At 68.0% G+C, this 22,889-nt stretch carries 20 protein-coding genes and 1 tRNA gene; 18 read left to right on the forward strand and 3 right to left on the reverse strand.

Annotation, left to right across the window (positions count from 1 at the left end; translation table 11 throughout):
• Nucleotides 1-180: 180 nt before the first annotated feature.
• The 5 genes from ACWPXE_RS13440 to glpX all read left to right on the forward strand — a co-directional run bounded on the left by ACWPXE_RS13440 (nt 181) and on the right by glpX (nt 5,749).
• Entirely contained in the window at nt 181-633 is a 453-nt protein-coding gene (locus tag ACWPXE_RS13440) for a MarR family winged helix-turn-helix transcriptional regulator (RefSeq protein ID WP_454018257.1), read from the forward strand.
• Complete coding sequence (locus ACWPXE_RS13445; RefSeq protein WP_454018258.1) at nt 630-1,976, forward strand: multidrug effflux MFS transporter; 1,347 nt, start codon at nt 630-632, stop codon at nt 1,974-1,976. Before ACWPXE_RS13440 ends, ACWPXE_RS13445 begins: the two co-directional genes overlap by 4 nt.
• Before the next feature lie 154 nt (nt 1,977-2,130).
• Complete coding sequence (locus tag ACWPXE_RS13450) at nt 2,131-3,405, forward strand: LL-diaminopimelate aminotransferase (protein ID WP_035673297.1); 1,275 nt, start codon at nt 2,131-2,133, stop codon at nt 3,403-3,405.
• Complete coding sequence (locus ACWPXE_RS13455; protein WP_454018259.1) at nt 3,405-4,712, forward strand: homoserine dehydrogenase; 1,308 nt, start codon at nt 3,405-3,407, stop codon at nt 4,710-4,712. Before ACWPXE_RS13450 ends, ACWPXE_RS13455 begins: the two co-directional genes overlap by 1 nt.
• Nucleotides 4,713-4,756: 44 nt before the next feature.
• A complete protein-coding gene (gene glpX, locus ACWPXE_RS13460; protein WP_014240259.1) occupies nt 4,757-5,749 on the forward strand; it encodes a class II fructose-bisphosphatase in 993 nt (330 codons plus the stop codon).
• A 60-nt stretch (nt 5,750-5,809) separates the two neighbouring features.
• Here the strand turns inward: glpX and ACWPXE_RS13465 are convergent, their stop codons facing one another.
• The gene (locus ACWPXE_RS13465) at nt 5,810-6,904 is read right to left on the reverse strand and encodes a glycerol dehydrogenase (protein ID WP_454018260.1); all 1,095 of its coding nucleotides are present in this window, start codon (nt 6,902-6,904) and stop codon (nt 5,810-5,812) included.
• Between the two features lie 212 nt (nt 6,905-7,116).
• On the opposite strand from ACWPXE_RS13465, the gene recJ reads away from it, so the two are divergent.
• From recJ to ACWPXE_RS13485, 4 genes are all read left to right on the forward strand, one after another.
• The gene (gene recJ / locus ACWPXE_RS13470) at nt 7,117-8,916 is read left to right on the forward strand and encodes a single-stranded-DNA-specific exonuclease RecJ (protein ID WP_454018261.1); all 1,800 of its coding nucleotides are present in this window, start codon (nt 7,117-7,119) and stop codon (nt 8,914-8,916) included.
• Between the two features lie 123 nt (nt 8,917-9,039).
• Nucleotides 9,040-9,115, forward strand: a tRNA-Glu gene (locus tag ACWPXE_RS13475).
• Between the two features lie 232 nt (nt 9,116-9,347).
• Entirely contained in the window at nt 9,348-10,187 is an 840-nt protein-coding gene (locus tag ACWPXE_RS13480; protein ID WP_454018262.1) for an aldo/keto reductase, read from the forward strand.
• Between the two features lie 121 nt (nt 10,188-10,308).
• A complete protein-coding gene (locus ACWPXE_RS13485) occupies nt 10,309-10,515 on the forward strand; it encodes a hypothetical protein (protein WP_454018263.1) in 207 nt (68 codons plus the stop codon).
• A 94-nt stretch (nt 10,516-10,609) separates the two neighbouring features.
• On the opposite strand, the gene oxlT is transcribed toward ACWPXE_RS13485, so the two are convergent.
• On the reverse strand, nt 10,610-11,911 hold the full coding sequence (gene oxlT, locus ACWPXE_RS13490) for an oxalate/formate MFS antiporter (protein WP_454018264.1): 1,302 nt from the start codon (nt 11,909-11,911) through the stop codon (nt 10,610-10,612).
• A gap of 488 nt (nt 11,912-12,399) precedes the next feature.
• Here oxlT and ACWPXE_RS13495 point away from each other — a divergent pair, with 488 nt between their 5' ends.
• The 7 genes from ACWPXE_RS13495 (at nt 12,400) to ACWPXE_RS13525 (ending at nt 19,091) form a co-directional block, all read left to right on the forward strand.
• On the forward strand, nt 12,400-13,329 hold the full coding sequence (locus tag ACWPXE_RS13495; RefSeq protein ID WP_454018265.1) for a histone deacetylase family protein: 930 nt from the start codon (nt 12,400-12,402) through the stop codon (nt 13,327-13,329).
• Nucleotides 13,330-13,485: 156 nt separating this feature from the next.
• The gene (locus ACWPXE_RS13500; RefSeq protein WP_174451724.1) at nt 13,486-13,956 is read left to right on the forward strand and encodes a GNAT family N-acetyltransferase; all 471 of its coding nucleotides are present in this window, start codon (nt 13,486-13,488) and stop codon (nt 13,954-13,956) included.
• 260 nt (nt 13,957-14,216) lie between these two features.
• Nucleotides 14,217-15,242, forward strand: a complete 1,026-nt coding sequence (locus ACWPXE_RS13505) for a 2-dehydropantoate 2-reductase (RefSeq protein WP_137114415.1) — start codon at nt 14,217-14,219, stop codon at nt 15,240-15,242.
• 99 nt (nt 15,243-15,341) lie between these two features.
• A complete protein-coding gene (locus ACWPXE_RS13510) occupies nt 15,342-15,797 on the forward strand; it encodes a CBS domain-containing protein (RefSeq protein ID WP_014240276.1) in 456 nt (151 codons plus the stop codon).
• 261 nt (nt 15,798-16,058) lie between these two features.
• Nucleotides 16,059-17,231, forward strand: coding sequence for a Re/Si-specific NAD(P)(+) transhydrogenase subunit alpha (locus ACWPXE_RS13515; RefSeq protein ID WP_454018266.1), 1,173 nt, complete (start codon nt 16,059-16,061; stop codon nt 17,229-17,231).
• A gap of 13 nt (nt 17,232-17,244) precedes the next feature.
• On the forward strand, nt 17,245-17,694 hold the full coding sequence (locus ACWPXE_RS13520; protein WP_454018267.1) for an NAD(P) transhydrogenase subunit alpha: 450 nt from the start codon (nt 17,245-17,247) through the stop codon (nt 17,692-17,694).
• A 2-nt stretch (nt 17,695-17,696) separates the two neighbouring features.
• Nucleotides 17,697-19,091, forward strand: coding sequence for an NAD(P)(+) transhydrogenase (Re/Si-specific) subunit beta (locus ACWPXE_RS13525; protein WP_237903699.1), 1,395 nt, complete (start codon nt 17,697-17,699; stop codon nt 19,089-19,091).
• A 76-nt stretch (nt 19,092-19,167) separates the two neighbouring features.
• Here the strand turns inward: ACWPXE_RS13525 and ACWPXE_RS13530 are convergent, their stop codons facing one another.
• On the reverse strand, nt 19,168-19,869 hold the full coding sequence (locus tag ACWPXE_RS13530; protein WP_454018268.1) for a CBS domain-containing protein: 702 nt from the start codon (nt 19,867-19,869) through the stop codon (nt 19,168-19,170).
• Between the two features lie 522 nt (nt 19,870-20,391).
• Between ACWPXE_RS13530 and ACWPXE_RS13535 the strand changes: the two genes are divergently transcribed.
• On the forward strand, nt 20,392-21,081 hold the full coding sequence (locus ACWPXE_RS13535; RefSeq protein ID WP_035673347.1) for a GntR family transcriptional regulator: 690 nt from the start codon (nt 20,392-20,394) through the stop codon (nt 21,079-21,081).
• A 41-nt stretch (nt 21,082-21,122) separates the two neighbouring features.
• Complete coding sequence (gene oxc / locus ACWPXE_RS13540; protein WP_237903697.1) at nt 21,123-22,880, forward strand: oxalyl-CoA decarboxylase; 1,758 nt, start codon at nt 21,123-21,125, stop codon at nt 22,878-22,880.
• Nucleotides 22,881-22,889: the final 9 nt, after the last annotated feature.

Raw genomic sequence — 22,889 nt, forward strand, 5'->3', positions numbered from 1 at the left:
TGAAAAAACCTACGTCCTGCGGTGGTGGGTCCGCAACAGATTTTCAAACTGCGACTATTTGGCGCGTCGGCTTTCCTTCACGTCGAGTGAATGGCGCGTTGAACGGCCATGGCGCCGCGGCATGACCGCCCTGCGCCGCCCGCGGTTGCTGGAAATTATAAGGCGCCCTTACAATAAGGCATGCTTGATGAATCCCCCTTCGGAATGATCCTGATCGACTGCGCGCGGCTTCTGCGCGCGCGGTTCGACCGTGCCCTGGACGACGCCCGGCTCGGCCTCACGGCGGGGGAGGCGCGGGCGCTGGTTTATGTCTGCCGCCACCCCGGCTCGCGCCAATCGGTGCTGGCAACCCACATGTGGGTGGAGCCGATGACCCTGGTCGGCTTCCTCGACCGGCTGGAAGCGCGCGGGCTGGTGGTCCGCGAGCCGGACCCGGCGGACCGCCGCGCAAAGATCGTCCAGCCGACCCCGCAGGCCGAGCCGCTGGCGCTCCAGGTTCTGGAGGCCTTCCGCACCGAGCGCGAGTCGGCCATGGCCGACCTCTCGGCGGAGGAGATCGTCCTGCTCAAGGACATGCTGGGCCGCCTGCGCAACCGCATGATCGCCGACGACCGTGGCGGGGCCGGCCGATGAGCCACACCCCCGTGCAGACCGACGCGCCCGCCATGACGGAGACGCGGACGGCCGTCATCGGAACGCTGATCGTCACGCTGGGGCCGCTCAGCCTCGCGCTCTACACGCCGGCCTTGCCGATGCTGGTGGAGGCCTTTCAGAGCACCCCGGCGGCGCTGAAGCTGACGCTCTCCGTCTATTTCTTCGGCTTTGCCTTTTCCCAGCTCGCCTGCGGGCCGCTGTCCGACGCCTACGGGCGGCGGCCGGTCGCTCTGGCCTTCTTCGTCACCTACGTCCTGGGCAGCGTGGTTGCGGCGCTGTCGGGCAGCATCGAATGGCTGCTGGTCGGGCGGGCCCTGCAGGGCATCGGTGCGGCGGCGGGCATCGCCATTTCCCGCGCCATCGTGCGCGACCAGTTCACCGGCCAGCGGTCAGCGCGCATCCTGAACATGATCGGGCTGATGCTGGCCATCGTGCCGGCGGTGGCGCCGACGCTGGGCGGGGTGATCCTGGGCACGGTGGGCTGGCACGCCATCTTCGTGGTGATGACGCTCTACGGCCTCGCCGTGCTGACGGTCTTCGCGCTGGGCACGGCGGAGACCAACCGGACGCGCGACCGCTCGGCGGCGCGGCCCGGCCCGGTGATCCGCAACTACCGGACCCTGCTGACCGACCGGCGCTTCATGCGGGCGGGGCTGGTGCTCGGCACGACGCTGGGCGGCCTCTACACCATGGCGGCGCTGCTGCCCTTCGTGATGATCGAGCGGGTGGGGCTGAGCCCGACCGTCTTCGGCTTTGCCATGCTGCTGCAGACCGGCTCCTACACGCTGGGGGCGACCCTGGCCGGGCGGCTGCTGCGCCGGGTGGACGCGATGCGGCTGATCCCCTACGGGCTGGCCTGCGTGGCGGTGGGCGGGCTCGGCTTCGCCCTGGCGCCGCTGACCGGCGTGCCGACCGTGGCGAGCGTGATGGGGCCGACCGCCGTCTGGGCCTTCGGCATCGCCCTGGTCATGCCCGGGGCCACCAGCGACGCCCTGGCCGGCTTCCCCCGCATGGCCGGGGCGGCCTCGGCGCTGATCGGCTTCATGCAGATCGGCGGCGGGCTGGCCGGCACGGCAGTGGCCGCGCTGTTCGCCGATCCCTACACCGCGACGACGGCCATCATGCCGGGCCTCGCCGCGCTGTCGCTGCTCTCCTACGCGCTGCTGCGCGTGCCGGCGTCCCGGCGCGGCCGCCCGGCCGAGCCCGCCCGACCGGAGGATCTGGAGGTCGCCGTGGACCCGGTCGCCCTGGTCGGCGCCGGGGGCGAGGAGATCGAGGAAGCGCTGCACCAGCGTCGGACGTCCAGCCGCAAGGGAGGCTGAAGACGGGCTTCGGCGTCCGGTATGCCTCAGGCAACGCAGGAATGCGGCCGGACGCGAATTTTACCTCGCTTCTGAAGATGCGGGGCGGTAGATAAGTGGTCCCGGTCCGCAAATATGGGTTCGTGGCGTGGCCGGACAAGGCTTCGGAGCGTCCATGAGCGATTCAGAATTCCACCGGATCAAGCGGCTTCCGCCCTACGTCTTCGCCGAAGTGAACGCCATGAAGGCGCGAGCCCGAGCTGCCGGCGAGGACATCATCGACCTCGGCATGGGCAACCCGGACCAGCCGACGCCCCAGCACATCGTCGATAAGCTGATCGAGGCCGTGCGCGATCCCAAGACGCACCGCTACTCGAACTCCCGCGGCATCCCCGGTCTGCGCAAGGCGCACGCGGCCTATTACAAGCGCCGCTTCAACGTGGACGTCGATCCGGAGTCGGAGTGCATCGTCACCATCGGCTCGAAGGAAGGCTTGGCCAACCTCGCCCAGGCGATCACCAGCCCGGGCGACATCATCCTGGTGCCGAACCCCAGCTACCCGATCCATCCCTTCGGCTTCATCCTGGCCGGCGCCTCGGTGCGCCATCTGCCGGTGGGGCAGGCCAACGGCACTTCCACCGACATCGACAGCTTCATGAACATGCTGGAGCGCGCCGTGCGCCACAGCGTGCCGAAGCCGCTGGCGCTGGTGCTGAACTACCCGTCCAATCCGACGGCGGAGGTGGTCGGGCTCGACTTCTACCGCCCGATCGTCGAGTTCTGCCGCAAGCACGGCATCTACATCCTGTCGGATCTGGCCTACGCCGAGGTCTTCTTCGACGGTGACCCGCCGCCCTCGATTCTTGAGATCCCGGAGGCGCGCGAGGTGGCCGTCGAGTTCACCTCGATGTCAAAGACCTATTCGATGGCTGGCTGGCGCATCGGCTTCGCCACCGGCAACAAGAAGCTCATCACCGCGTTGGCCCGCATCAAGTCGTACCTGGACTACGGCGCCTTCACGCCGATCCAGGTCGCCGCGACCGCCGCTCTGAACGGCCCGCAGGAGTGCGTGGAGCAGGTGCGCACCATGTACCGCCAGCGCCGCGACGTGATGATCGAGGGTCTGGCCTCGGCCGGCTGGACGGTGCCGAGCCCGTCGGCCTCAATGTTCGCCTGGGCGCCCATCCCGGAGCCCTTCGCCCATCTCGGCTCGCTGGAATTCTCCAAGCTGCTGCTGCAGGAGGCCAAGGTGGCCGTGGCGCCGGGCATCGGCTTCGGCGAGTACGGCGACGGCCATGTCCGTCTGGCGCTGGTGGAGAACGTCCACCGCATCCGTCAGGCGACCCGCAACATCAAGGAGTTCTTCCGCTCCAACGCCGCCGGTGCGGCGGCGAGCAAGGATCCGGCGGCGCGCGCCGCCCTCCTCGACCCGGAGAAAGCGAAAGTCTGATGTCCGACTCCCACAAAACAGGCCCCCTGAAAATCGCCGTCGCGGGCCTGGGCACGGTCGGCGCGGGCGTTCTGAAGCTTCTGGAGCGGCAGGCCGACCTGATCGAGCAGCGCTGCGGTCGCCGCATCGAGGTGGTGGCGGTCAGCGCCCGCTCGCGCGGCAAGGACCGCGGCGTCGACCTGTCGACGGCCGAATGGTATGACGACCCGGTGGCGCTCGCCGCCCATCCCGGCGTGGATGTGGTGGTCGAACTGATCGGCGGGTCCGAGGGGCCGGCGAAGGAGACCGTCGAGCTGGCGCTGGAGCGGGGGCGCCACGTCGTCACCGCCAACAAGGCGCTGCTCGCCCATCACGGCACCACGCTGGCGGCCAAGGCGGAGGCCGCCGGCCTCGCCATCGGCTTCGAGGCGGCGGTGGCCGGCGGCATCCCGATCATCAAGGGGCTGCGCGAAGGGCTGGCGGGCAACCGGGTGTCGGAGGTGCACGGCATCCTCAACGGCACCTGCAACTACATCCTGACCGAGATGCGCACCACCGGCCGCGACTTCGCGGACGTGCTGGCCGACGCGCAGAAGCTGGGCTATGCGGAAGCCGACCCGAGCTTCGACATCGACGGCGTGGACGCGGCCCACAAGCTGGCCATCCTGACCTCGGTGGCCTTCGGCACGCCGGTGGACTTCAAGAGCGTCCATGTCGAGGGCATCCGCCACGTCTCGGCGGTGGACTTCGACTACGCCGACGCGCTTGGCTACCGGATCAAGCTGCTGGGCATCGCCCGGCGCACCGACCGCGGGATCGAGCAGCGTGTGCACCCCTGCATGGTGCCGAAGGCGGCGCCCATCGCGGCGGTGGACGGCGTGTTCAACGCCGTGATCGCCCAGGGCGACTTCGTGGACCGCGTGCTGTTCGTCGGCCGCGGCGCCGGCGAGGGGCCGACGGCGTCGGCCGTGGTCGCCGACCTGATCGACATCGCCCGCGGGCGCTCCACCCCCACCTTCGGCGTGCCGGCGGCCCAGCTTTCCGAGGCCCAGCCGTCCCCGATGGAGGCCCGCCGGGGGTCGTACTACGTACGCCTGATGGTCGTGGACCGTCCCGGCGTGATAGCGGATGTTGCGGCGGCCATGCGCGACCAGAACGTCTCCATGGAGCAGTTCCTGCAGCGCGGGCGCGCCCCCGGCGAAGCGGTGCCGGTGGTCCTGACCACCCACGACACCGACGAGGCGGCCATGCAGCGCGCGCTTGCCACCATCTCCGCCAAGGAGTCGGTGGTCGAGCCGCCGCGCATGATCCGCATCGAACAGTTTTGACCGAACCATAGAAGAACCGAGCATCGATTCGGGGGAGAACAACCATGTCCGTTCATGTCGACCTGTCCGGTATGGACCGGAACCTGGCTCTGGAAGCCGTCCGCGTCACCGAGGCCGCCGCGCTGTCCGCGTCGCTGCTGATGGGCCGCGGTGACGAGAAGCTTGCCGACCAGGCCGCGGTCGACGCCATGCGCCAGGCGCTCAACACCCTCTACATCGACGGTACCGTCGTGATCGGCGAGGGTGAGCGCGACGAGGCGCCCATGCTCTACATCGGCGAGAAGGTCGGCGCCGGCATCGGCCGTGGGCCGAAGGTCGACATCGCGCTCGATCCGCTGGAAGGCACCACCATCTGCGCCACCGGCGGCCCGAACTCGCTGGCCGTCATCGCCATGGCGGACGAGGGCGGCTTCCTGAACGCGCCCGACGTCTACATGGACAAGATCGCCGTCGGCTCCGGCCTGCCGGAAGGCGTGGTCGATCTCGACGAGACGCCGGCCAACAACCTCAAGGCCCTGGCCAAGGCCAAGGGCACCGAGGTGCAGGAACTGCTGGTCTGCATCCTTAACCGTCCGCGCCACGCCGAGCTGATTGCCCGCGTCCGCGAGGCCGGCGCGCGCATCATGCTGATCAACGACGGCGACGTCTCGGGCGTGATCGCCACCAGCCAGGCCGGCACCGGCGTCGACATGTATGTCGGCTCCGGCGGCGCGCCGGAAGGCGTTCTGGCCGCGGCGGCGCTGCGCTGCATCGGCGGTCAGTTCCAAGGCCGTCTGCTGTTCCGCAACGACGACGAGAAGGCCCGCGCCGCCCGTTGGGGCGTCAAGGACCTGAACAAGAAGTACAGCCTGACTGAGCTGGCCAGCGGCAACGTCATGTTCGCCGCGACCGGCGTGACCGACGGCGCCATGCTGCGCGGCGTCCGCCGCTTCCCCGGCGGTGCGACCACCCACTCGGTGATCATGCGCTCCAAGTCGGGCACCGTGCGCTACGTTGAGGCGCACCACAACCTGCAGCGCAAGCCGTCCATGGCGTAAGGCCAAAGCCACAAGGAAAAGGGGCGCGCGGCATTCCACCGCGCGCTCCTTTCTTACGGGCTACAGGCCCTTCCGCCGCCGTCCCTCGGCGTCGGCGGCCTTCATGGCGGCCAGGACGCGTTGCGGGGTGATCTCGTGCGGCTCGTTGTGGATGGTCTCGCCCTCCGCGCAGGCCCGTTCCGCCGCCAGCAGGAGTCGCTCGTCCGACACGCCGGCAAGGCCGATCTCGGCCAGCGTCGTCGGCAGCCCCACCGCCTTGCAGAAACCGTAGACCTCGTCCAGCACCGCGGGCGGCCGGTCGGTCAGGATCAGCAGCGTCAGCGTGCCGAAGGCGACCTTCTCGCCGTGCCAGCAATGGTGCGTTTCCTCCAGCGCGGTCAGGCCGTTGTGGACGGCGTGCGCCGCCGCCAGCCCGCCGCTCTCGAAGCCCAGTCCGCTCAGCAGCGTGTTGGCCTCGACGATGCGCTCCAGCGCTGGGGTGACCACGCCCTGCTCGCAGGCCGATTTGGCGAGCACGCCATACTCCAGCAGCGTGTCGTAGCACAGCCGGGCCAGCGCGAAGGCGGTCATCGGGCCAACGCGCCCGGTCATGTTGCCGCCGCGCTTGATGCGGCAGTCCTCCGCCTCGAACCAGGTGGACAGGGCGTCGCCCATGCCGGAGACGAGGAAGCGCACCGGGGCGCTCGCCACCACGCCGGTGTCGACCAGCACGAGGTCGGGGTTGCGCGGCAGCACGAGGTAGCGCTTGAAGGCCCCCTCCGGCGTGTAGATCACCGAGAGGGCGCTGCACGGCGCGTCGGTGGAGGCGAGCGTCGGGACGATGGCGGTGCGCGCGTCCAGCGCGTGGGCGACCGCCTTGGCGGTGTCGAGCGCCTTGCCGCCGCCGATGCCGACCACGACGTCAGCGCCCATGGCGCGGGCGAGGCCGGTCAGCCGCTCGATCTCCTCGTCGGAGCACTCGCCGCGGAATTCCTGGATGTTCATCTCGACGCGCCCGGCGGCGGCCTCGACCAGCCGGCCTTTCAGCGTCTTCAGGACGAAACTGTCGGTGACGGCCAAAACCGTCTTACCCAGCCGGGCCAGATCCTCGCCCAGGCTGTCGAGGGCGCCGTTGCCCTGGACGTAGCGGGCCGGAAAGATCGCCGTGGTGATCATGGTTCCCTCCTCCGCATGGTGTTGACCGCAGTGGAGCAGGACGCCTCTCCACCCGCAATGACCTGCCTCAAGTTGCGGTGCGGCAAGGCCGCTTGCCACCTTTGCGTACGGACGCGACGACCCCAACGCCACCGATGGGGCCCATCCGCTGGCCCGCATGTCCCCCATCTGCTATGGCTTCGGCCTTTCCGATCCGTGGCATCCTGGGCAGCATGACCGACACTGTTCCCCCCTTCCTGAACGTCGCCCATTCCCTGTCCGGCAAGCGCTGGCAGGCGCGGCCTTACGACGAGCGGCTGGCCTGGGGGCTGGCGCAGGGGCGGGGGCTGCCAGAGATCGTCGGGCGGGTGCTCGCCGCCCGCGGGGTGACCGAAGAGGCGTGCGACGGCTTCCTGAACCCGACGCTGAAGGCGCTGCTGCCCGACCCCTCCCGCTTCAAGGACATGGACGTCGCGGCGGAGCGCATCGCCCGCGCTGTCATGGACGGCGAGCCGGTGGCCGTCTTTGGCGATTACGACGTGGATGGTGCCACCTCCTCCGCGCTGCTGCGGCGCTTCTTCCGGGCGGTGGGGGCGGACCTGCGGATCTATGTGCCCGACCGCATGAAGGAGGGCTACGGCCCCAACGGCCCGGCGCTGCTGCGGCTCAAGGCTGAGGGCGTACGGCTGGTCGTGACGGTGGATTGCGGGATCTCCGCCTTCGCGGCGCTGGAGGCGGCGGCGGAGGCCGGGCTGGAGGTGGTGGTCCTCGACCATCACGCGGCGGAACCGCGCCTGCCGCCGGCCGTCGCCCTGGTCAACCCGAACCGGCTGGACGAGGACGGCGCCTACCGCACGCTGTGCGCGGCGGGGGTGACCTTCCTGGCCGTGGTGGCGGTGAACCGGGCGCTGCGCAGCGCCGGATTCTACACCGGCCGCAACGAGCCGAACCTGATGGAATGGCTCGACCTCGTGGCGCTGGGCACGGTGTGCGACGTGGTGCCCCTGACTGGGCTGAACCGGGCGCTGGTGGCGCAGGGGCTGAAGGTGATGGCGCGGCGCGCCAACCCAGGCCTGTCCGCCCTGTCCGACGTCGCCGGGGTCAAGGAGAAGCCGGACGCCTACCACGCCGGCTTCGTGCTCGGCCCGCGGGTCAACGCGGGTGGGCGGGTCGGCGCCTCGGACCTCGGGGCGCGGCTGCTCTCCACCGACGACCCCATGGAGGCCATGGAACTGGCCCAGAAGCTGGAGGCTCACAACGCCGAGCGCCGCGCGGTGGAGCAGGGCGTGCTCGCCGACGCCCTGGCCCGGCTGGAGGAGCATGCCGAGGAACTGGCCGAGCTGGTCTTCGTGGCGGGGGAGGGCTGGCACCCCGGCGTGATCGGCATCGTCGCCAGCCGCCTGAAGGAGCGCTACAGCCGTCCTGCCTGCGTTATCGCCCTGGAGGAGGGGGCGGACGGCACGGTGATCGGCAAGGCTTCGGGCCGTTCGGTGCGCGGGGTTGATCTCGGGGCGGCGGTGATCGCCGCGCGGCAGGAAGGGCTGCTGATGGCCGGCGGCGGCCACCGCATGGCGGCCGGCTTCACCGTGGCGGGCGACAAGCTGGCCGACCTGCAGGCCTTTCTGACCGGCCGCGTCGCCGAGCAGGTCGCCGCGGCCCCACTGGTGCCGACGCTGGAACTGGACGGCGCGCTGTCCGTTGGAGCGGCGAACACGTCGCTGGTGGACCGCCTGAACCAGCTCGGCCCGTTCGGCACCGGCAATGCGGAGCCGCGCTTCGCCGTCACCGACGCCCGCGTGGTGCGGGCCGACGTGGTCGGGGCGAATCACGTCCGCTGCATTCTCCAGGGCAGCGACGGCGCCCGGCTGAAGGCCATCGCCTTCCGCGCGCTGGAGAGCGAGATGGGAAAAGCCCTGCTGATGGGCCGCGGAACGCCCTTCCACATCGCCGGTGTCCTGCGTATCGACCGCTGGAACGGGGCGGAGGGAGTCCAGCTCCTGATCGACGACGCCGCACCCTCCCAAACCATGTGAATGCAAACAAATTCGGCGTGGAGATGGTGCATGGGGGGCATACGCGAACGGGGTAGAAAGGAGTTGGAAAAAACGCTTGCGCTCGGCCCGTCATCCCATTAGTAATCCCGCCACGCCAACGACGTCCCCATCGTCTAGAGGCCTAGGACACCGCCCTTTCACGGCGGCGACAGGGGTTCGAATCCCCTTGGGGACGCCACCTTCTCACAGGTTGGCACCGGTTTCGAAAGCTCAGCCCTTGGCTGAGCTTTTGTCGTTTCAGGCGTCATTTGTCCGGCGCCTTTGCTGGCTGCAGGTGATCCCTTCGCCGAGACGTGGTCGCCGGCTTCTCCCGCCCGTCGAAATAGCGCCAAGGGGCGGTTTCCTGGGGTGGCTCCGTGGACTAACGTTCTTCACGCCCTTCGACGGGGCCAAGGGAACGGGAGACATCCATGACCATTCCGACGACACGCCTTCCTTCGGGAACCGCCGTTCCGGTGCTCGGTCAGGGCACTTGGTACATGGGCGAGGACAGCCGCGACCGCGCGCGGGAGGCGGCGGCGCTGCGGCTCGGCCTCGACCTCGGCATGACGCTGATCGACACGGCGGAGATGTACGCCGACGGCGGGGCGGAGGAGGTGGTCGGCGAGGCCATCGCCGGGCGCCGCGACGAGGTGTTCCTGGTCAGCAAGGTGCTGCCGATGAACGCCAGCCGCCGCGGTACAGTCGCGGCCTGCGAACGCAGCCTGAAGCGTCTGCGCACCGACCGCATCGACCTCTACCTGCTGCACTGGCGCGGCAGCCACGATTTCTCCGAAACCATCGAGGCCTTCGACACGCTGATGCGCGACGGCAAGATCGGCCAATGGGGCGTCAGCAATCTGGATCTCCAGGACATGGAGGAACTGGTCGGCACGCCGGGCGGGGAGGGGGTGCAGACCAACCAGCTTCTCTACAACCTGACGCGCCGCGGCATCGAATACGACCTGCAGCCCTGGTGCCGCGGCCGGGGCATCCCGATCATGGCCTATTCGCCGATCGAGCAGGGGCGGATGCTGCGTCATCCGCAGCTTCGCCGCGTCGCCGACCGGCACGGCGCGACCCCGGCCCAGGTCGGGCTGGCCTGGCTGCTGCGTCAGGACGGGGTGATCGCCATCCCCAAGGCGTCGGACCCTGCCCATGTCCGCGACAACCGGGCCGCCGCCGACCTGCGGCTCGACGAGCAGGATCTCGCGGACCTCGACCGGGCCTTCCCGCCGCCCCGTGGGCCGCGCCCGCTGGAGATGCTGTAGCGCGGCGAAGCGCCGCGCTTTGGGTGGCGGACTCGATTCCCCTGGCCGAACGGCCTATGTATGCTGCATTGCGGAATCAGGCACGCCTGACTCCGCGTGCGGCTCATCCGGGAATCAAAGCATGCTCGCCATCGTTCTTCTGTCCATGCTGCTGTCAGGCTTCGCCATTGTTGTGGCGCGAATTCTGACCGCCGATGTCGCCACCGCCGGCATGCCGGCCCGCGATCCCTGGTCGCCCGGCCATCTGCGCTGGGTCAAGAAGGCGCACGAGAAGCAGGAAGAGATCGAGGGGGGGCCGTCCTGGGCATCGTTCCCGCGCGGGCTCTGACTTTTTTTCCCACAAACCTTTTCCCCACAAGCAAATCGGGCCGGGAAATCTCCCGGCCCGATTGCGTTCGGGTGCTGATGGTGCGTCCGTTGCCTTACTGGGCCGGCTCCGCCGCCAGCTTCGAGGCCGGCAGGCTCTCGGTGATCTGGCGGGCGCGCATCGGCTTCAGGACGAAGATGGCCAGCAGGGCGGCGATGCCGTTGACCGCGGCGGCGAAGAAGAACACCGCCTGCCAGCTGCCGGTCGAGGCGACCGCCACGTTGGCGAAGGGAACGACCAGCGACGCGGTGCCCTTAGCGGTGTACAGCAGGCCGGCGTTGGTGGTGGCGAACTTCGAGCCGAAGGAGTCGCCGCACAGCGCCGGGAACAGGCTGTAGATCTCACCCCAGGCGAAGAACACCAGACCCGTCAGGATCACGAAGGCGACGGGGTTGTGGCCCCACTGGTTCAGCGCCAGGATGCCGACGCACTCCAGGGCGAAGGCGATGAACATCGTGTTCTCGCGGCCGATGTGGTCCGACACCCAGCCGAAGAAGGGGCGGGTGACGCCGTTCAGCACGCGGTCGATCGACAGGGCGAAGGTCAGTGCCGGCAGGGTCAGGCCCATGATGCTGACGGGAACGCCGTCCAGGTGGAAGTCCTTGGCGATCGGGCCGAGCTGCGCGGTCGCCATCAGGCCGCCCGCCGCCACCATCACGAACATGGCGTACATGACCCAGAAGACCGGGGTCTTCAGCATCTGGACCGGGGTGTAGCTCTCGCGGGTCTGCGACACCGACGAGCGGGAGACATCCGGAACCTGCCCCTTCTTCGGCGCCGCCAGGAACCACGCCAGCGCGAGGATCACCGCGCCCTGGCCGATGCCGAAGGTCAGGAAGGTGGCTTGATAGCCCGAGGAGTGGATCATGTTGGCGATGGGAACGACCGTGAGGGCCGAGCCGGCGCCGAAACCGGCGGCGGTCAGGCCGGCGGCGAGACCGCGGCGGTCGGGGAACCACTTCAGCGCGTTGCCGACGCAGGTGCCGTAGACGCCGCCGGCACCAATGCCGCCCAGCGCCGCGCCGAGATAGAGCATGGCGAGCGAGTCGGCCACCGAATTGACCGCCCAGGCCACGGCGCAGAGCACGCCGCCGATCAGGACGACGATGCGCGGGCCGAACTTGTCGACGAACCAGCCTTCGACGGGAACCAGCCAGGTTTCCATGACGACGAAGATGGTGAAGGCCACCTGGATGGCCGCACGGCCCCAGCCGTGCTTCTGGTCGATGGGCTCGACGAACAGAGTCCAGCCATACTGCAGGTTCGCGATCATCGACATGCAGATGACGCCGATGACGAGCTGGAACCAGCGGCCACCGAGGGGCCCCTTCGGGGCCTCCGTGAGGGCTTGGTGCATTTCTCTCCTCCTAGAAGCGATCTCTTTGCGAAGCGGTCTTTTGCTTTTTTGAGTCGGGTTGTTTTTGTTCTTTTGACCGGAGATTTTCCCGTGGTGTGCCGGGTCGTCTCCATCGCCTTGGCTTGACCGTCGAACCGACCGCTTGGTGTGGGCGGTTTAAGCTCGCGGGGTGAGCGTTTTTGGCATTAGAGATATGGTATGCCAGATACAGTTTCCGGCGCAAGCTGTTTGTCAGCGTAACAAACAGACTCGGCGTGCGAGGGCCGCTCTACCACTTCCGGAAGCGTTGATGGCCTTTGTCTGAATGGGGGTTCTTACGCTTGGACGGTGGTGGTGCTGACGGTTGGTTAGCAAAGCGATTTGGCCCGTTCTGGTATCTGGTATACATGTAAGGCAAGAGCGCGCGTCGACTCGGGATGACATTCCGCTTCGTGCCGTCGCGCGAGCGACCAGCTTCAAATCATCGGTACAGGGGAGGAGAAGACTCGATGACCACCGCCATTTTCACCCATCCGGACTTCCTGGCGCACGACACCGGCCCGGGGCACCCGGAGCGTCCCGAGCGAATCGCCGTGGTGTGGGAGGTTCTGGACCGCGACGAGTTCCGCGATCTGCCCCGCTTCGAGGCCCCGGAGGCGGAGGTCGAGCAGCTGCGCTGGGTGCACGACCCGGCCTATGTGGACGCGGTGCTGAACGCAGTCCCGGACAGCGGCCATGCCCGGCTGGACGCCGACACCGTGCTGTCCCCCACCTCACGCTCGGCGATCCTTCGGGCCGCCGGCGCGGTCTGCGCGGCGGTGGACGCGGTGCTGGACGGGACGGCGAAAAACGCCTTCTGCGCCGTCCGCCCCTGCGGCCATCACGCCGAGCCGGCCCGCGCCATGGGCTTCTGCGTCTTCAACAATGTGGCGGTCGGCGCCGAGCACGCCCGCAAGCGGCGGGGCCTGACCCGCGTCGCCGTGGTCGATTACGACGTGCACCACGGCAACGGCACCCAGGCGATGTTCTGGGACGACGCCGACCTGTTCTTCGCTTCGACCCACCAGTCGCCGCTCTATCCCGGCACCGGTTCGTTGAGCGAGACCGGAGTCGCCGACAACATCGTCAACGCGCCACTGCCGCCCCACTCCGGGACGGTGGAGTTCCGCCAAGCCATGGAGCGCCGCATCCTCCCCGCGCTGGAGGAGTTCCGGCCGGAGCTGATCCTGATCTCCGCCGGATTCGACGCCCACGCCCGCGACCCTCTGGCGTCGCTGAACTTCACCGGCCCTGATTTCGAATGGGCGACGCGCAAGCTGGTGGAGGCGGCCGACCGGTTGTGCGACGGCCGCGTCGTGACGGTGCTGGAGGGCGGCTACGATATGGTGGGGCTCGCCGAGGGGTGCGCCGCCCATCTCCAGGCTCTGATGCGCGCCTGACCTTAGGCTTGGACGGCGAAGCCCGGGTGATTTCGAGGGACTTTGCGCAACTGCACCATAAGGTCAGTTGCTTCCTGTACGGATTATCTGGTATACCAAATACCAGAGAGACGAACAGAGTCCCTCGAACACACAAAAAAACGGGAGTTACGCACGATGGACCAGCGGATCGCCGAACAGAACGCTGCCGACCAGCACACCATCGAGATCACTCTGGCGAAGACCGACGCCGACATCGCCGACAGCTATGCGGTGGTGAAGGAACTGCGCACCCACATGACCGACCCTGACGCCTACGCCGCCCAGATCCGCCGCCAGATGGAGGACGGCTACAACATGGCGCTCCTGCGCATCGACGGCGAGGTGGCCGGCTGCGGCGGCTTCCGCGTTCATGAGACGCTGTCGCGCGGTCGCTATATGTATGTTGAGGACCTTGTCACCTCGCCGAAGCACCGTTCCTTCGGTCTGGGCGACAAGCTGTTCGATTGGCTGGCCGGTCAGGCCCGCGAAAAGGGCTGCGCCCAGATGGAAATCATCTCCGGCGTCCAGCGCGGCGACGCGCACCGCTTCTATCACCGCAAGCGCATGACGGTTAAGGCGTTCCAACTCGTCCTGCCGCTCACCTGATCCCACACGCCGGATGGACCCGCGAACCGGGCGTCCGGACGGGCCGGGCGTCCGGTTTTCCATGCTCGAACTTTCGTTGGAAAACCCAGGATTCTCGCCCGATTCCGGATCATGCCCCTCCCTCGACAGGGACTATTTTGCCAGTTGACATCTGGTATCTGGTATACCAAACTCCGTATTTGTTCGGTGTGCTGATTGATTGGGGTTACTGCAAAGGCTGCGCGGCGCGCGGCCGATAATTGGGGGAGAGGAAACGGGTTATGAAGATCTGCATCTTTGGGTCCGGGGCCATCGGCGGGTATCTGGGTGTGCGTCTCCACCAGGCCGGCGCGGATGTCAGCCTCGTGGCGCGCGGCGCCCACCTCACGGCCATGCGTGAGAACGGCGTGAAGCTGATCGTCGGAGAGGAAGAAACGGTCGTCCACCCCCGCTGCACCGACAACGCGGCGGAACTCGGCCCGCAGGACTACGTCATCATCGGTCTGAAGGCCCACTCCGTTCCCAGCGTCGTCAACGCCATCCAGCCGCTGCTCGGCAAGGACACCGCCGTGGTCACCGCGGTCAACGGCATCCCCTACTGGTACTTCTACAAGAACGGCGGCGAGTTCGAAGGCCGCGTGCTCGACACTGTCGATCCGGGCGGCATCCAGTGGAACGGCCTGAGCCCGGAGCGCGCCATCGGCTGCGTTGTCTACCCCGCGACCGAAGTCGTCGAACCCGGCGTCATTCAGCACATCTACGGCGACAAGTTCTCGCTGGGCGAGCCGGACGGCAGCCAGTCCGACCGCGTGAAGAAGCTCAGCGCGGCGATGGAGGCCGGCGGCCTGCGCGCCCCGGTGCTCGACCGCATCCGCGATGAGATCTGGCTGAAGCTGTGGGGCAACCTCTGCTTCAACCCGATCAGCGCGCTCACCCACGCCACGCTGGACGTCATCTGCTCCGATCCGGAAACCCGCGCCGTCGCCAAGGCGATGATGCTTGAGGCCAAGGAGATCGGCGACCGTCTGGGCGTGCATTTCCGGGTGGATGTGGAGCGCCGCATCAACGGCGCCGGCGCGGTCGGCGCGCACAAGACTTCCATGCTCCAGGATCTGGAGCGCGGCCGTCCGATGGAGATCGACGCCCTGCTGTCGGTGGTCCAGGAGATGGGCCGCATGGTCGGCGTGGCGACCCCGACCATCGACGTGGTCCTGGCCCTCGTCCGCCAGCGCGGCGAGATCGCCGACTGCTACACCCGCCCGCAGCGGGCGTCGTCCGAGGCCGCACCCGCGGTCGCCGCCCAGTAGGGCGGACACCGTCCGGCCCCGCACACAGAAACCAACGCCCCCAACGACGCAGCGAAGCAACGCCGAGGGGCCGGACAATCGCTTCACAGGAGGAGCGTCATGAGGGTTGAAGACATTCTCCGCCGGAAGGGGACGCGCATCGGCACGGTGCGCATCAACGAAACCGTGGAAACGGCGTTGCGTCTTCTGAAGGCCGAAAACACCGGCGCGCTGGTGGTCAAGGACGTCTGCCGGACCGAGGGCAACACGGTCGTCGGGGTGATTTCCGAACGCGACATCGTGCGCAGCCTGACCGACCGCGGGCCGGGCATCCTGTCCCTGCCGGTCACGGCGGTGATGAGCCACCATCCCGTCTGCTGCGCGCCGGGCGATTCCGTCCGCCACGTGCTCCAGCTGATGGACGAGCACACCATTCGTCACGTCCCCGTTCTGGACGGTGCCTCGCTGGTCGGCGTGGTCAGCGTGCGCGATCTCATCAAGGCGCAACTCGACGCCGCCCCGCCGGACGCCGGGGCGGGCGAGGTCGTCAGCTATCCCGTCGCCGCGGCTCAATGACGGACGACGGTGCCCCAGGCGGTCGTGCCCGGGGCAACCTTCCCATGTCGGCGGCGGTGATCCGGAGGCGGTCACCCGCATCCATCCCGGGTGACCGCTCCGCCGCCCTGCAGGCCTGACGCTGGACCACGCCTCGTCGCTGGCCGGCACCGACATCATTCGAGATTTTGACCGGCGGGCCGCCCGCCGAGGCCGCCCGCCGTCGAGGCCGGAGCGCTGACGCCTCGTCCTGCCGATTGCTTTGGAAGGCAATCAACAACCATGAAAATCGCCATACCCAGGGAGCGGCGCGCGGGCGAGAATCGCGTCGCGGCGTCTCCGGAAACCGTCAAGAAGATCAAAGGTCTCGGTCTCGACGTCGTGGTCGAGACCGGGGCCGGTCTGGGCTCGAACCTGCCGGACCGGGTCTATCAGGACGCCGGCGCGGAGATCGCGCCGGACGCCGCGTCGGCGCTGGCCGACGCCGACATCGTGCTGAAGGTGCAGCGCCCGCTGCTGGCCGGGGAAGGGGACCTCGACGAGCTGGCGCTGATCAAGCGCGGCGCGCTGCTGTTCGCCATCCTCAACCCCTACAACAGCCGCGACCATGTGGCGGCCTACGCCGCAGCCGGGGTGAACGCCTTCGCCATGGAGTTCATGCCGCGCATCACCCGCGCCCAGGTCATGGACGTGCTGTCCTCGCAGGCCAACCTCGCCGGCTACAAGGCGGTGGTCGATGCCGCCAGCGAGTATGGCCGGGCCTACCCGATGATGATGACCGCGGCGGGCACGGTGCCGCCGGCTCGCGCCTTCATCATGGGCGTCGGCGTCGCCGGGCTGCAGGCCATCGCCACGGCCAAGCGGCTGGGCGCCATCGTCTCGGCGACCGACGTGCGCCCGGCGGTCAAGGAGCAGGTGCAGAGCCTTGGCGGCAGCTTCGTCGCGGTCGAGAACGAGGAGTTCAAACAGGCCGAGACGTCGGGCGGCTACGCCAAGGAGATGTCGGACGACTACAAGCGCCAGCAGGCGGCGCTGGTGGCCGAGCACATCAAGAAGCAGGACATCGTCATCACCACGGCGCTGATCCCCGGGCGCAAGGCGCCGATCCTGGTGACGCGCGAGCATGTGGCGTCGATGAAGCCGGGCTCGGTGCTGATCGATCTGGCGGTGGAGCAGGGCGGCAACGTCGAGGGCTCGGAGCTGGGCAAGGTCGTCGTCACCGACAACGGGGTGAAGATCGTCGGCCACGCCAACTACCCCAGCCGCATCGCCGAGAGCGCCTCGCTGCTCTACGCCAAGAACCTCCTCGCTCTGCTGCAGTCGCTGCACGACAAGGAGAAGGGCGTCACGCTCAACTGGGACGACGAGATCGTGAAGGCCATCGCGCTCACCCGCGATGGGCAGGTCGTCCATCCCGCCTTCGCGGACGCGGTCCGCGAAGTCCAGACCGTCTGAGGAGGCGGCTTCCATGGAACATCCCGATCCCGCGAGCCAGATTGAGGCCTTCCGCCACTCGCTCCTCACGCTGACCAACCAGACGGCGGAGCTTCAGGTCCAGGTTGCCCAGATGACCCACGCGATGCCGATCCCGGCGCCCGTCCTGGACGCGGCGAGCCACGGCAACTTCTTCATCACCGGCCTGACGGTGTTCGTGCTGGCCTGCTTCGTCGGCTACTACGTGGTGTGGCGGGTGACGCCGGCGCTGCACTCGCCGCTGATGGCGGTGACCAACGCGGTGTCCTCGGTGATCATCGTCGGCGCCCTGATCGCCGCCGGCCCGGCCGGCCCAATCAATTCTGTGGGCGGCTTCTCCAAGATCATGGGCTTCCTCGCGGTCATCCTGGCCAGCGTCAACATCTTCGGCGGCTTCCTGGTCACCCAGCGCATGCTGTCGATGTTCAAGAAGAAGGGCAAGTAACCATGGAAACCCTGTCCGCCCTTCTCTATCTGGTCGCCTCGGTCTGCTTCATCATGGCCCTGCGCGGCCTGTCCAGCCCGGAGACCTCCCGCCAGGGCAACTTCTTCGGCATGGCCGGCATGACCATCGCCGTGCTGACCACGCTGGCCCTGCCCATCGTCCAGTCCTACTGGATGATCGTGCTCGGCATCGCCATCGGCGGCGGCATCGGCTACGTCATCGCCAAGAAGATCGAGATGACCGCCCTGCCGCAGCTCGTCGCCGCCTTCCACTCGCTGGTCGGTCTGGCCGCGGTGTTCGTGGCGCTGTCGGCCTTCTACTCGCCCGAGGCCTACGGCATCGGCGTGCCCGGCGCCATCGCCAAGGGCTCGCTGGTCGAGATGGCGCTGGGCACCGCCATCGGCGCCATCACCTTCACCGGCTCGATCGTCGCGTTTGCCAAGCTCCAGGGTCTGGTCACCGGCAAGCCGCTGGTCTTCCCCTTCCAGCACCATCTCAACGCCGGCCTCGGCATCCTCACCATCCTCCTCATCGTCTGGCTGGTGCAGAGCAACGCCGATGCCCCGATGTGGCTGATCGTCGCCGTGTCGCTGGCGCTCGGCCTGTTGCTGATCCTGCCGATCGGTGGCGCCGACATGCCGGTGGTGATCTCGATGCTGAACAGCTATTCCGGCTGGGCGGCGGCGGGCATCGGCTTCACGCTGCAGAACAACCTGCTGATCGTCACGGGCGCGCTGGTCGGCTCGTCGGGCGCCATTCTGTCCTACATCATGTGCAAGGGCATGAACCGCTCGATCTTCAACGTCATCCTGGGCGGCTTCGGCGGCGACAGCGGGGCGGCGTCGGCGGCGGCCGGCGGCGGTGAGCGCGGCACGGTCAAGGCCGGCTCGCCGGAGGACGCGGCCTACATCATGAAGAACGCCCAGTCGGTGATCATCGTCCCCGGCTACGGCATGGCGGTGGCCCAGGCCCAGCACGCGCTGCGCGAGATGGCCGACCTGCTGAAGAAGGAGGGCGTCGAAGTCAAGTACGCCATCCACCCGGTAGCGGGGCGCATGCCCGGGCACATGAACGTGCTGCTGGCCGAGGCCAACGTGCCCTACGACGAGGTGTTCGAGCTGGAGGACATCAACCGCGACTTCGGCACCGCGGACGTGGCCTTCGTGATCGGCGCCAACGACGTGACCAACCCGGCGGCCAAGACCGATCCGCAGTCGCCGATCTACGGCATGCCGATCCTCGACGTCGAGAAGGCCAAGACGGTGTTCTTCATCAAGCGCGGCATGGCCGCCGGCTACGCCGGTGTCGAGAACGAGCTGTTCTTCCGCCCCAACACCATGATGCTGTTCGGCGACGCCAAGAAGGTCACCGAAGAGGTCGTGAAGGCCACCGAGTAAAGGTCTGCTGAAAGGAAAAGCCCCTTCCCGGACGAAACGGGAAGGGGCTTTTTTTGTTGCCGCATCGGCGATTGGCTCAGAAGCCGACCGCGCCTTCGGCGACATGATCCACGATGATCAGGTGATTTTCCACGCGGGTGACGCCGGGGGTGTTCTCGGCGGCGACGCGAATGGCGTCACGTTGCGCCTCGGTGCGCACGCTGCCCCAGAGATGCACCACGCCGTTGCGCACGACGATGTTGTCGCTGATCTCCGGCGCCCAGGGCTGCGCCCGCAGGGTTTCCAAAAGCCGGTCGCGCACGACGCGGTCGTCCGCGGCGGTGGGGGAGACGTCCGGCGCGATGCTGGCCAGGACGTGCAGCAGGTTGGCGCGGCTGACGATGCCGACCAGCGTGCCGTTGTTCAGCACCGGAACGCGCTTGATGCGGTTGCCCTCCATCAGGCGGACCACCTCGTCGAGCGGGGTTTCCTCCGTGACGAAGATCAGCGACTCGGTCATCGCGTCGCGCACGTGGCGGCCGTGGGACTTGGTGTAGTCGGCGGCCTGGTTCGGCGCGCCCGCGAACATGGCAAGCCACCAGGAGGGCCGGCGCACCGTGCCGGTCTCCATCCGGCGCAGCAGGTCGCCCTCGCTGATGACGCCGAGCAGGCGCCCGTTCGAATCGCAGACGGGCAGGCCGCTGATCCGGTTCTCCAGCATGCGCTTCGCGGCTTCGGTCACCGTGGCGTCGGGACCGATGGTGATGACCTGACGGGTCATGATGTCCGCTGCTTTCATGGCTTTCCTCCGTTCGCCTGATTCGTTGACCCAGCCAACATACACACACTGGAAGTGCGGTGAAACTGTCTGGTGTACGGTATACCAATTTGCCGCAGGTCGATTTGGCCGGCGGAAAAAAGAAGGCTCCGCTGGCAGGAAGCCGCGGAGCCGTCAGGTGGGGGAATCTACAGGGAGGAATGCGTGTAGTTCCAAGGACGTTTGTACCCCCAGCGGTCCATTCGGGCTATAATGGATTCGGTATACCAGTTATGCAGGGTTTGGATACCGTATACGATATGCCAGTTAGTGGCAAAGGGTGCAGAATTGCCCCGCCGTCGCAGACGAAGTGCCGCGGCGTCGTTCATCGAAGAAACAGTCCGCGATCCGAACATATCCGCTTGTCATGAACTGGCATCTGGTATACCGTATCACCAATCCAAGCCGCTTCCCTCTCCGGGGCAATGAAAGCGCGGCCCAAACCCCGTCACCGGGGGGAACTCCGGGGCAACCGGGGGCGGAGAGAGAGGGACGGGAACAGCCATGCAGACGATGAGTTTCTCGGTCGCACCCCTGGATCAGGGGATGAGCTTCAAGGCCAAGGCCTACCAGTCGCTGCGCCAAGCCATCACCCAGATGGACATCTACGGCGGGCCGAGCGAGATCCGCCTCGACGAGCGCCAGCTCTGCGAGGCGCTGGGCGTCAGCCGCACCCCGGTGCGCGAGGCCATGGCGCTGCTGGAGCAGGAGGGCTTCATCCGCTCGATGCCCCGGCGCGGCATCTTCGTGGTGCGCAAGACCAAGGCGGAGATCATCGAGATGATCACCGTCTGCGCGGCGCTGGAGGGCATGGCCGCCCGCCTCTTCGTCGAGCGCGCCGACGAGCGCGGCATGGCCGACCTGCACGAGACCTTCGACCGCTTCGCCGAAGGCGAGCTGGCCGACCACGTGCTGGAGTATTCCGATGCCAACGTCGCCTTCCACCAGTCGATCATCCAGGCCTCGGGCTGCACGCTCATCGCCGACCTGACCGACCGCTTCTTCATCCACATGCGGGCCATCCGCCGCGTCACCATGCGCCGCGGCGGCCGGGCCGAGACGTCCATCGTCGAGCACCGCGACATCATCGACGCCCTGACCCGGCGCGACGCCGACTTGGCCGAGCGGCGGGTGCGCGAGCACACGCTGGGGCTGGCCCGCCATGTCGAACAGCACTGCGATTTTCTCGATTGACCGATCGTGAACCGAATAAGAGTCGGGGAGGAGTAACCCTTATGTCAGCCGTCACAGTCCTCAACAACCAAGCCACGGCCGCCACCGATGCGGAACCGGCGCTGACGGATGGTTTCCAGCTCGTCATCGATGCCCTCAAGCTCAACGGCATCGAGAACCTCTACGTCGTGCCGGGCATCCCGATTTCCGACCTGCTGCGCATGGCCCAGGGCGAGGGGCTGCGGGTCATCTCCTTCCGCCACGAGCAGAACGCCGGCAACGCCGCGGCGATCGCCGGCTTCCTGACCAAGAAGCCGGGCGTGTGCATGACCGTCTCGGCGCCGGGCTTCCTCAACGGCCTGACCGCGCTGGCCAACGCCACCACCAACTGCTTCCCGATGATCCTGATCTCCGGCTCGTCGGAGCGCGAGATCGTCGATCTCCAGCAGGGCGACTACGAGGAGATGGACCAGCTGGCCATCGCCAAGCCGCTGTGCAAGGCGGCCTTCCGCGTGCTGCACGCCCAGGACATCGGCATCGCCGTGGCCCGGGCCATCCGCGCCGCGGTGTCGGGCCGTCCGGGCGGCGTCTACCTCGACCTGCCGGCCAAGCTGTTCTCGCAGGTCATGGACGCCGCCGAGGGCGCCCGCTCGCTGGTCAAGGTGGTCGACGCCGCCCCGGCGCAGCTGCCCTCGCCGGACTCGGTGGCGCGCGCTCTGGAGGTGCTGAAGGGCGCCAAGCGGCCGCTGATCATCCTCGGCAAGGGCGCCGCCTACGCCCAGGCCGACGAGGCGGTGCGCGAGCTGGTCGAGAAAAGCGGCATTCCGTTCCTGCCGATGAGCATGGCCAAGGGCCTGCTGCCCGACACCCACCCGCAGTCGGCGGGGGCGGCGCGCTCGATGGTGCTGAAGGACGCCGACGTGGTGGTCCTGGTGGGGGCGCGCCTGAACTGGCTGCTGTCGCACGGCAAGGGCAAGACCTGGGGCGAGCCGGGGTCGAAGACCTTCATCCAGATCGACATCGAGCCGCGCGAGATGGACAGCAACGTGGCGATCGTGGCCCCGCTGGTCGGCGACATCGGGTCCTGCGTGTCGGCCCTGACCGCCGGGATGGCCAAGGGCTGGACGCCGCCGCCGGCGGAGTGGACGGGGGCTGTGTCGGCGCGCAAGGAGGCGAACATCGCCAAGATGGCGCCCAAGCTGATGAGCAACGCCTCGCCGATGAACTTCCACGGCGCGCTCGGCGCGCTGCGCCGGGTGGTGCAGGAGCGGCCGGACGCGCTGCTGGTGAACGAGGGGGCGAACACGCTGGACCTGGCGCGCGGGATCATCGACATGCACCAGCCGCGCAAGCGCCTGGACGTCGGGACCTGGGGCGTGATGGGCATCGGGATGGGCTTCGCGGTGGCCGCGGCGGTGGAGTCGGGCAAGCCGGTGCTGGCGGTGGAAGGCGACAGCGCCTTCGGCTTCTCGGGCATGGAGGTGGAGACGATCTGCCGCTACAACCTGCCGGTGTGCATCGTGGTGTTCAACAACAACGGCATCTACAAGGGGACGGACGTGAACCCGACGGGCGGGTCGGACCCGTCGCCGATGGTCTTCGTTCCGGACTCGCGCTACGACAAGATGATGGAGGCCTTCGGCGGCGAGGGCGTCAACGTGACGACGCCGGACGAGCTGTACCGCGCGGTCAGCGCGGCGATGGACAGCGGCCGGCCGACGCTGATCAACGCGGTGATCGACCCCAACGCCGGGTCGGAGAGCGGCAACATCGGCAGCCTCAACCCCACCAGCGCCGTCCGCAAGGGTCCTAAGACCTGACGATCGAGC

Source organism: Azospirillum sp. Marseille-Q6669, from assembly GCF_965111635.1.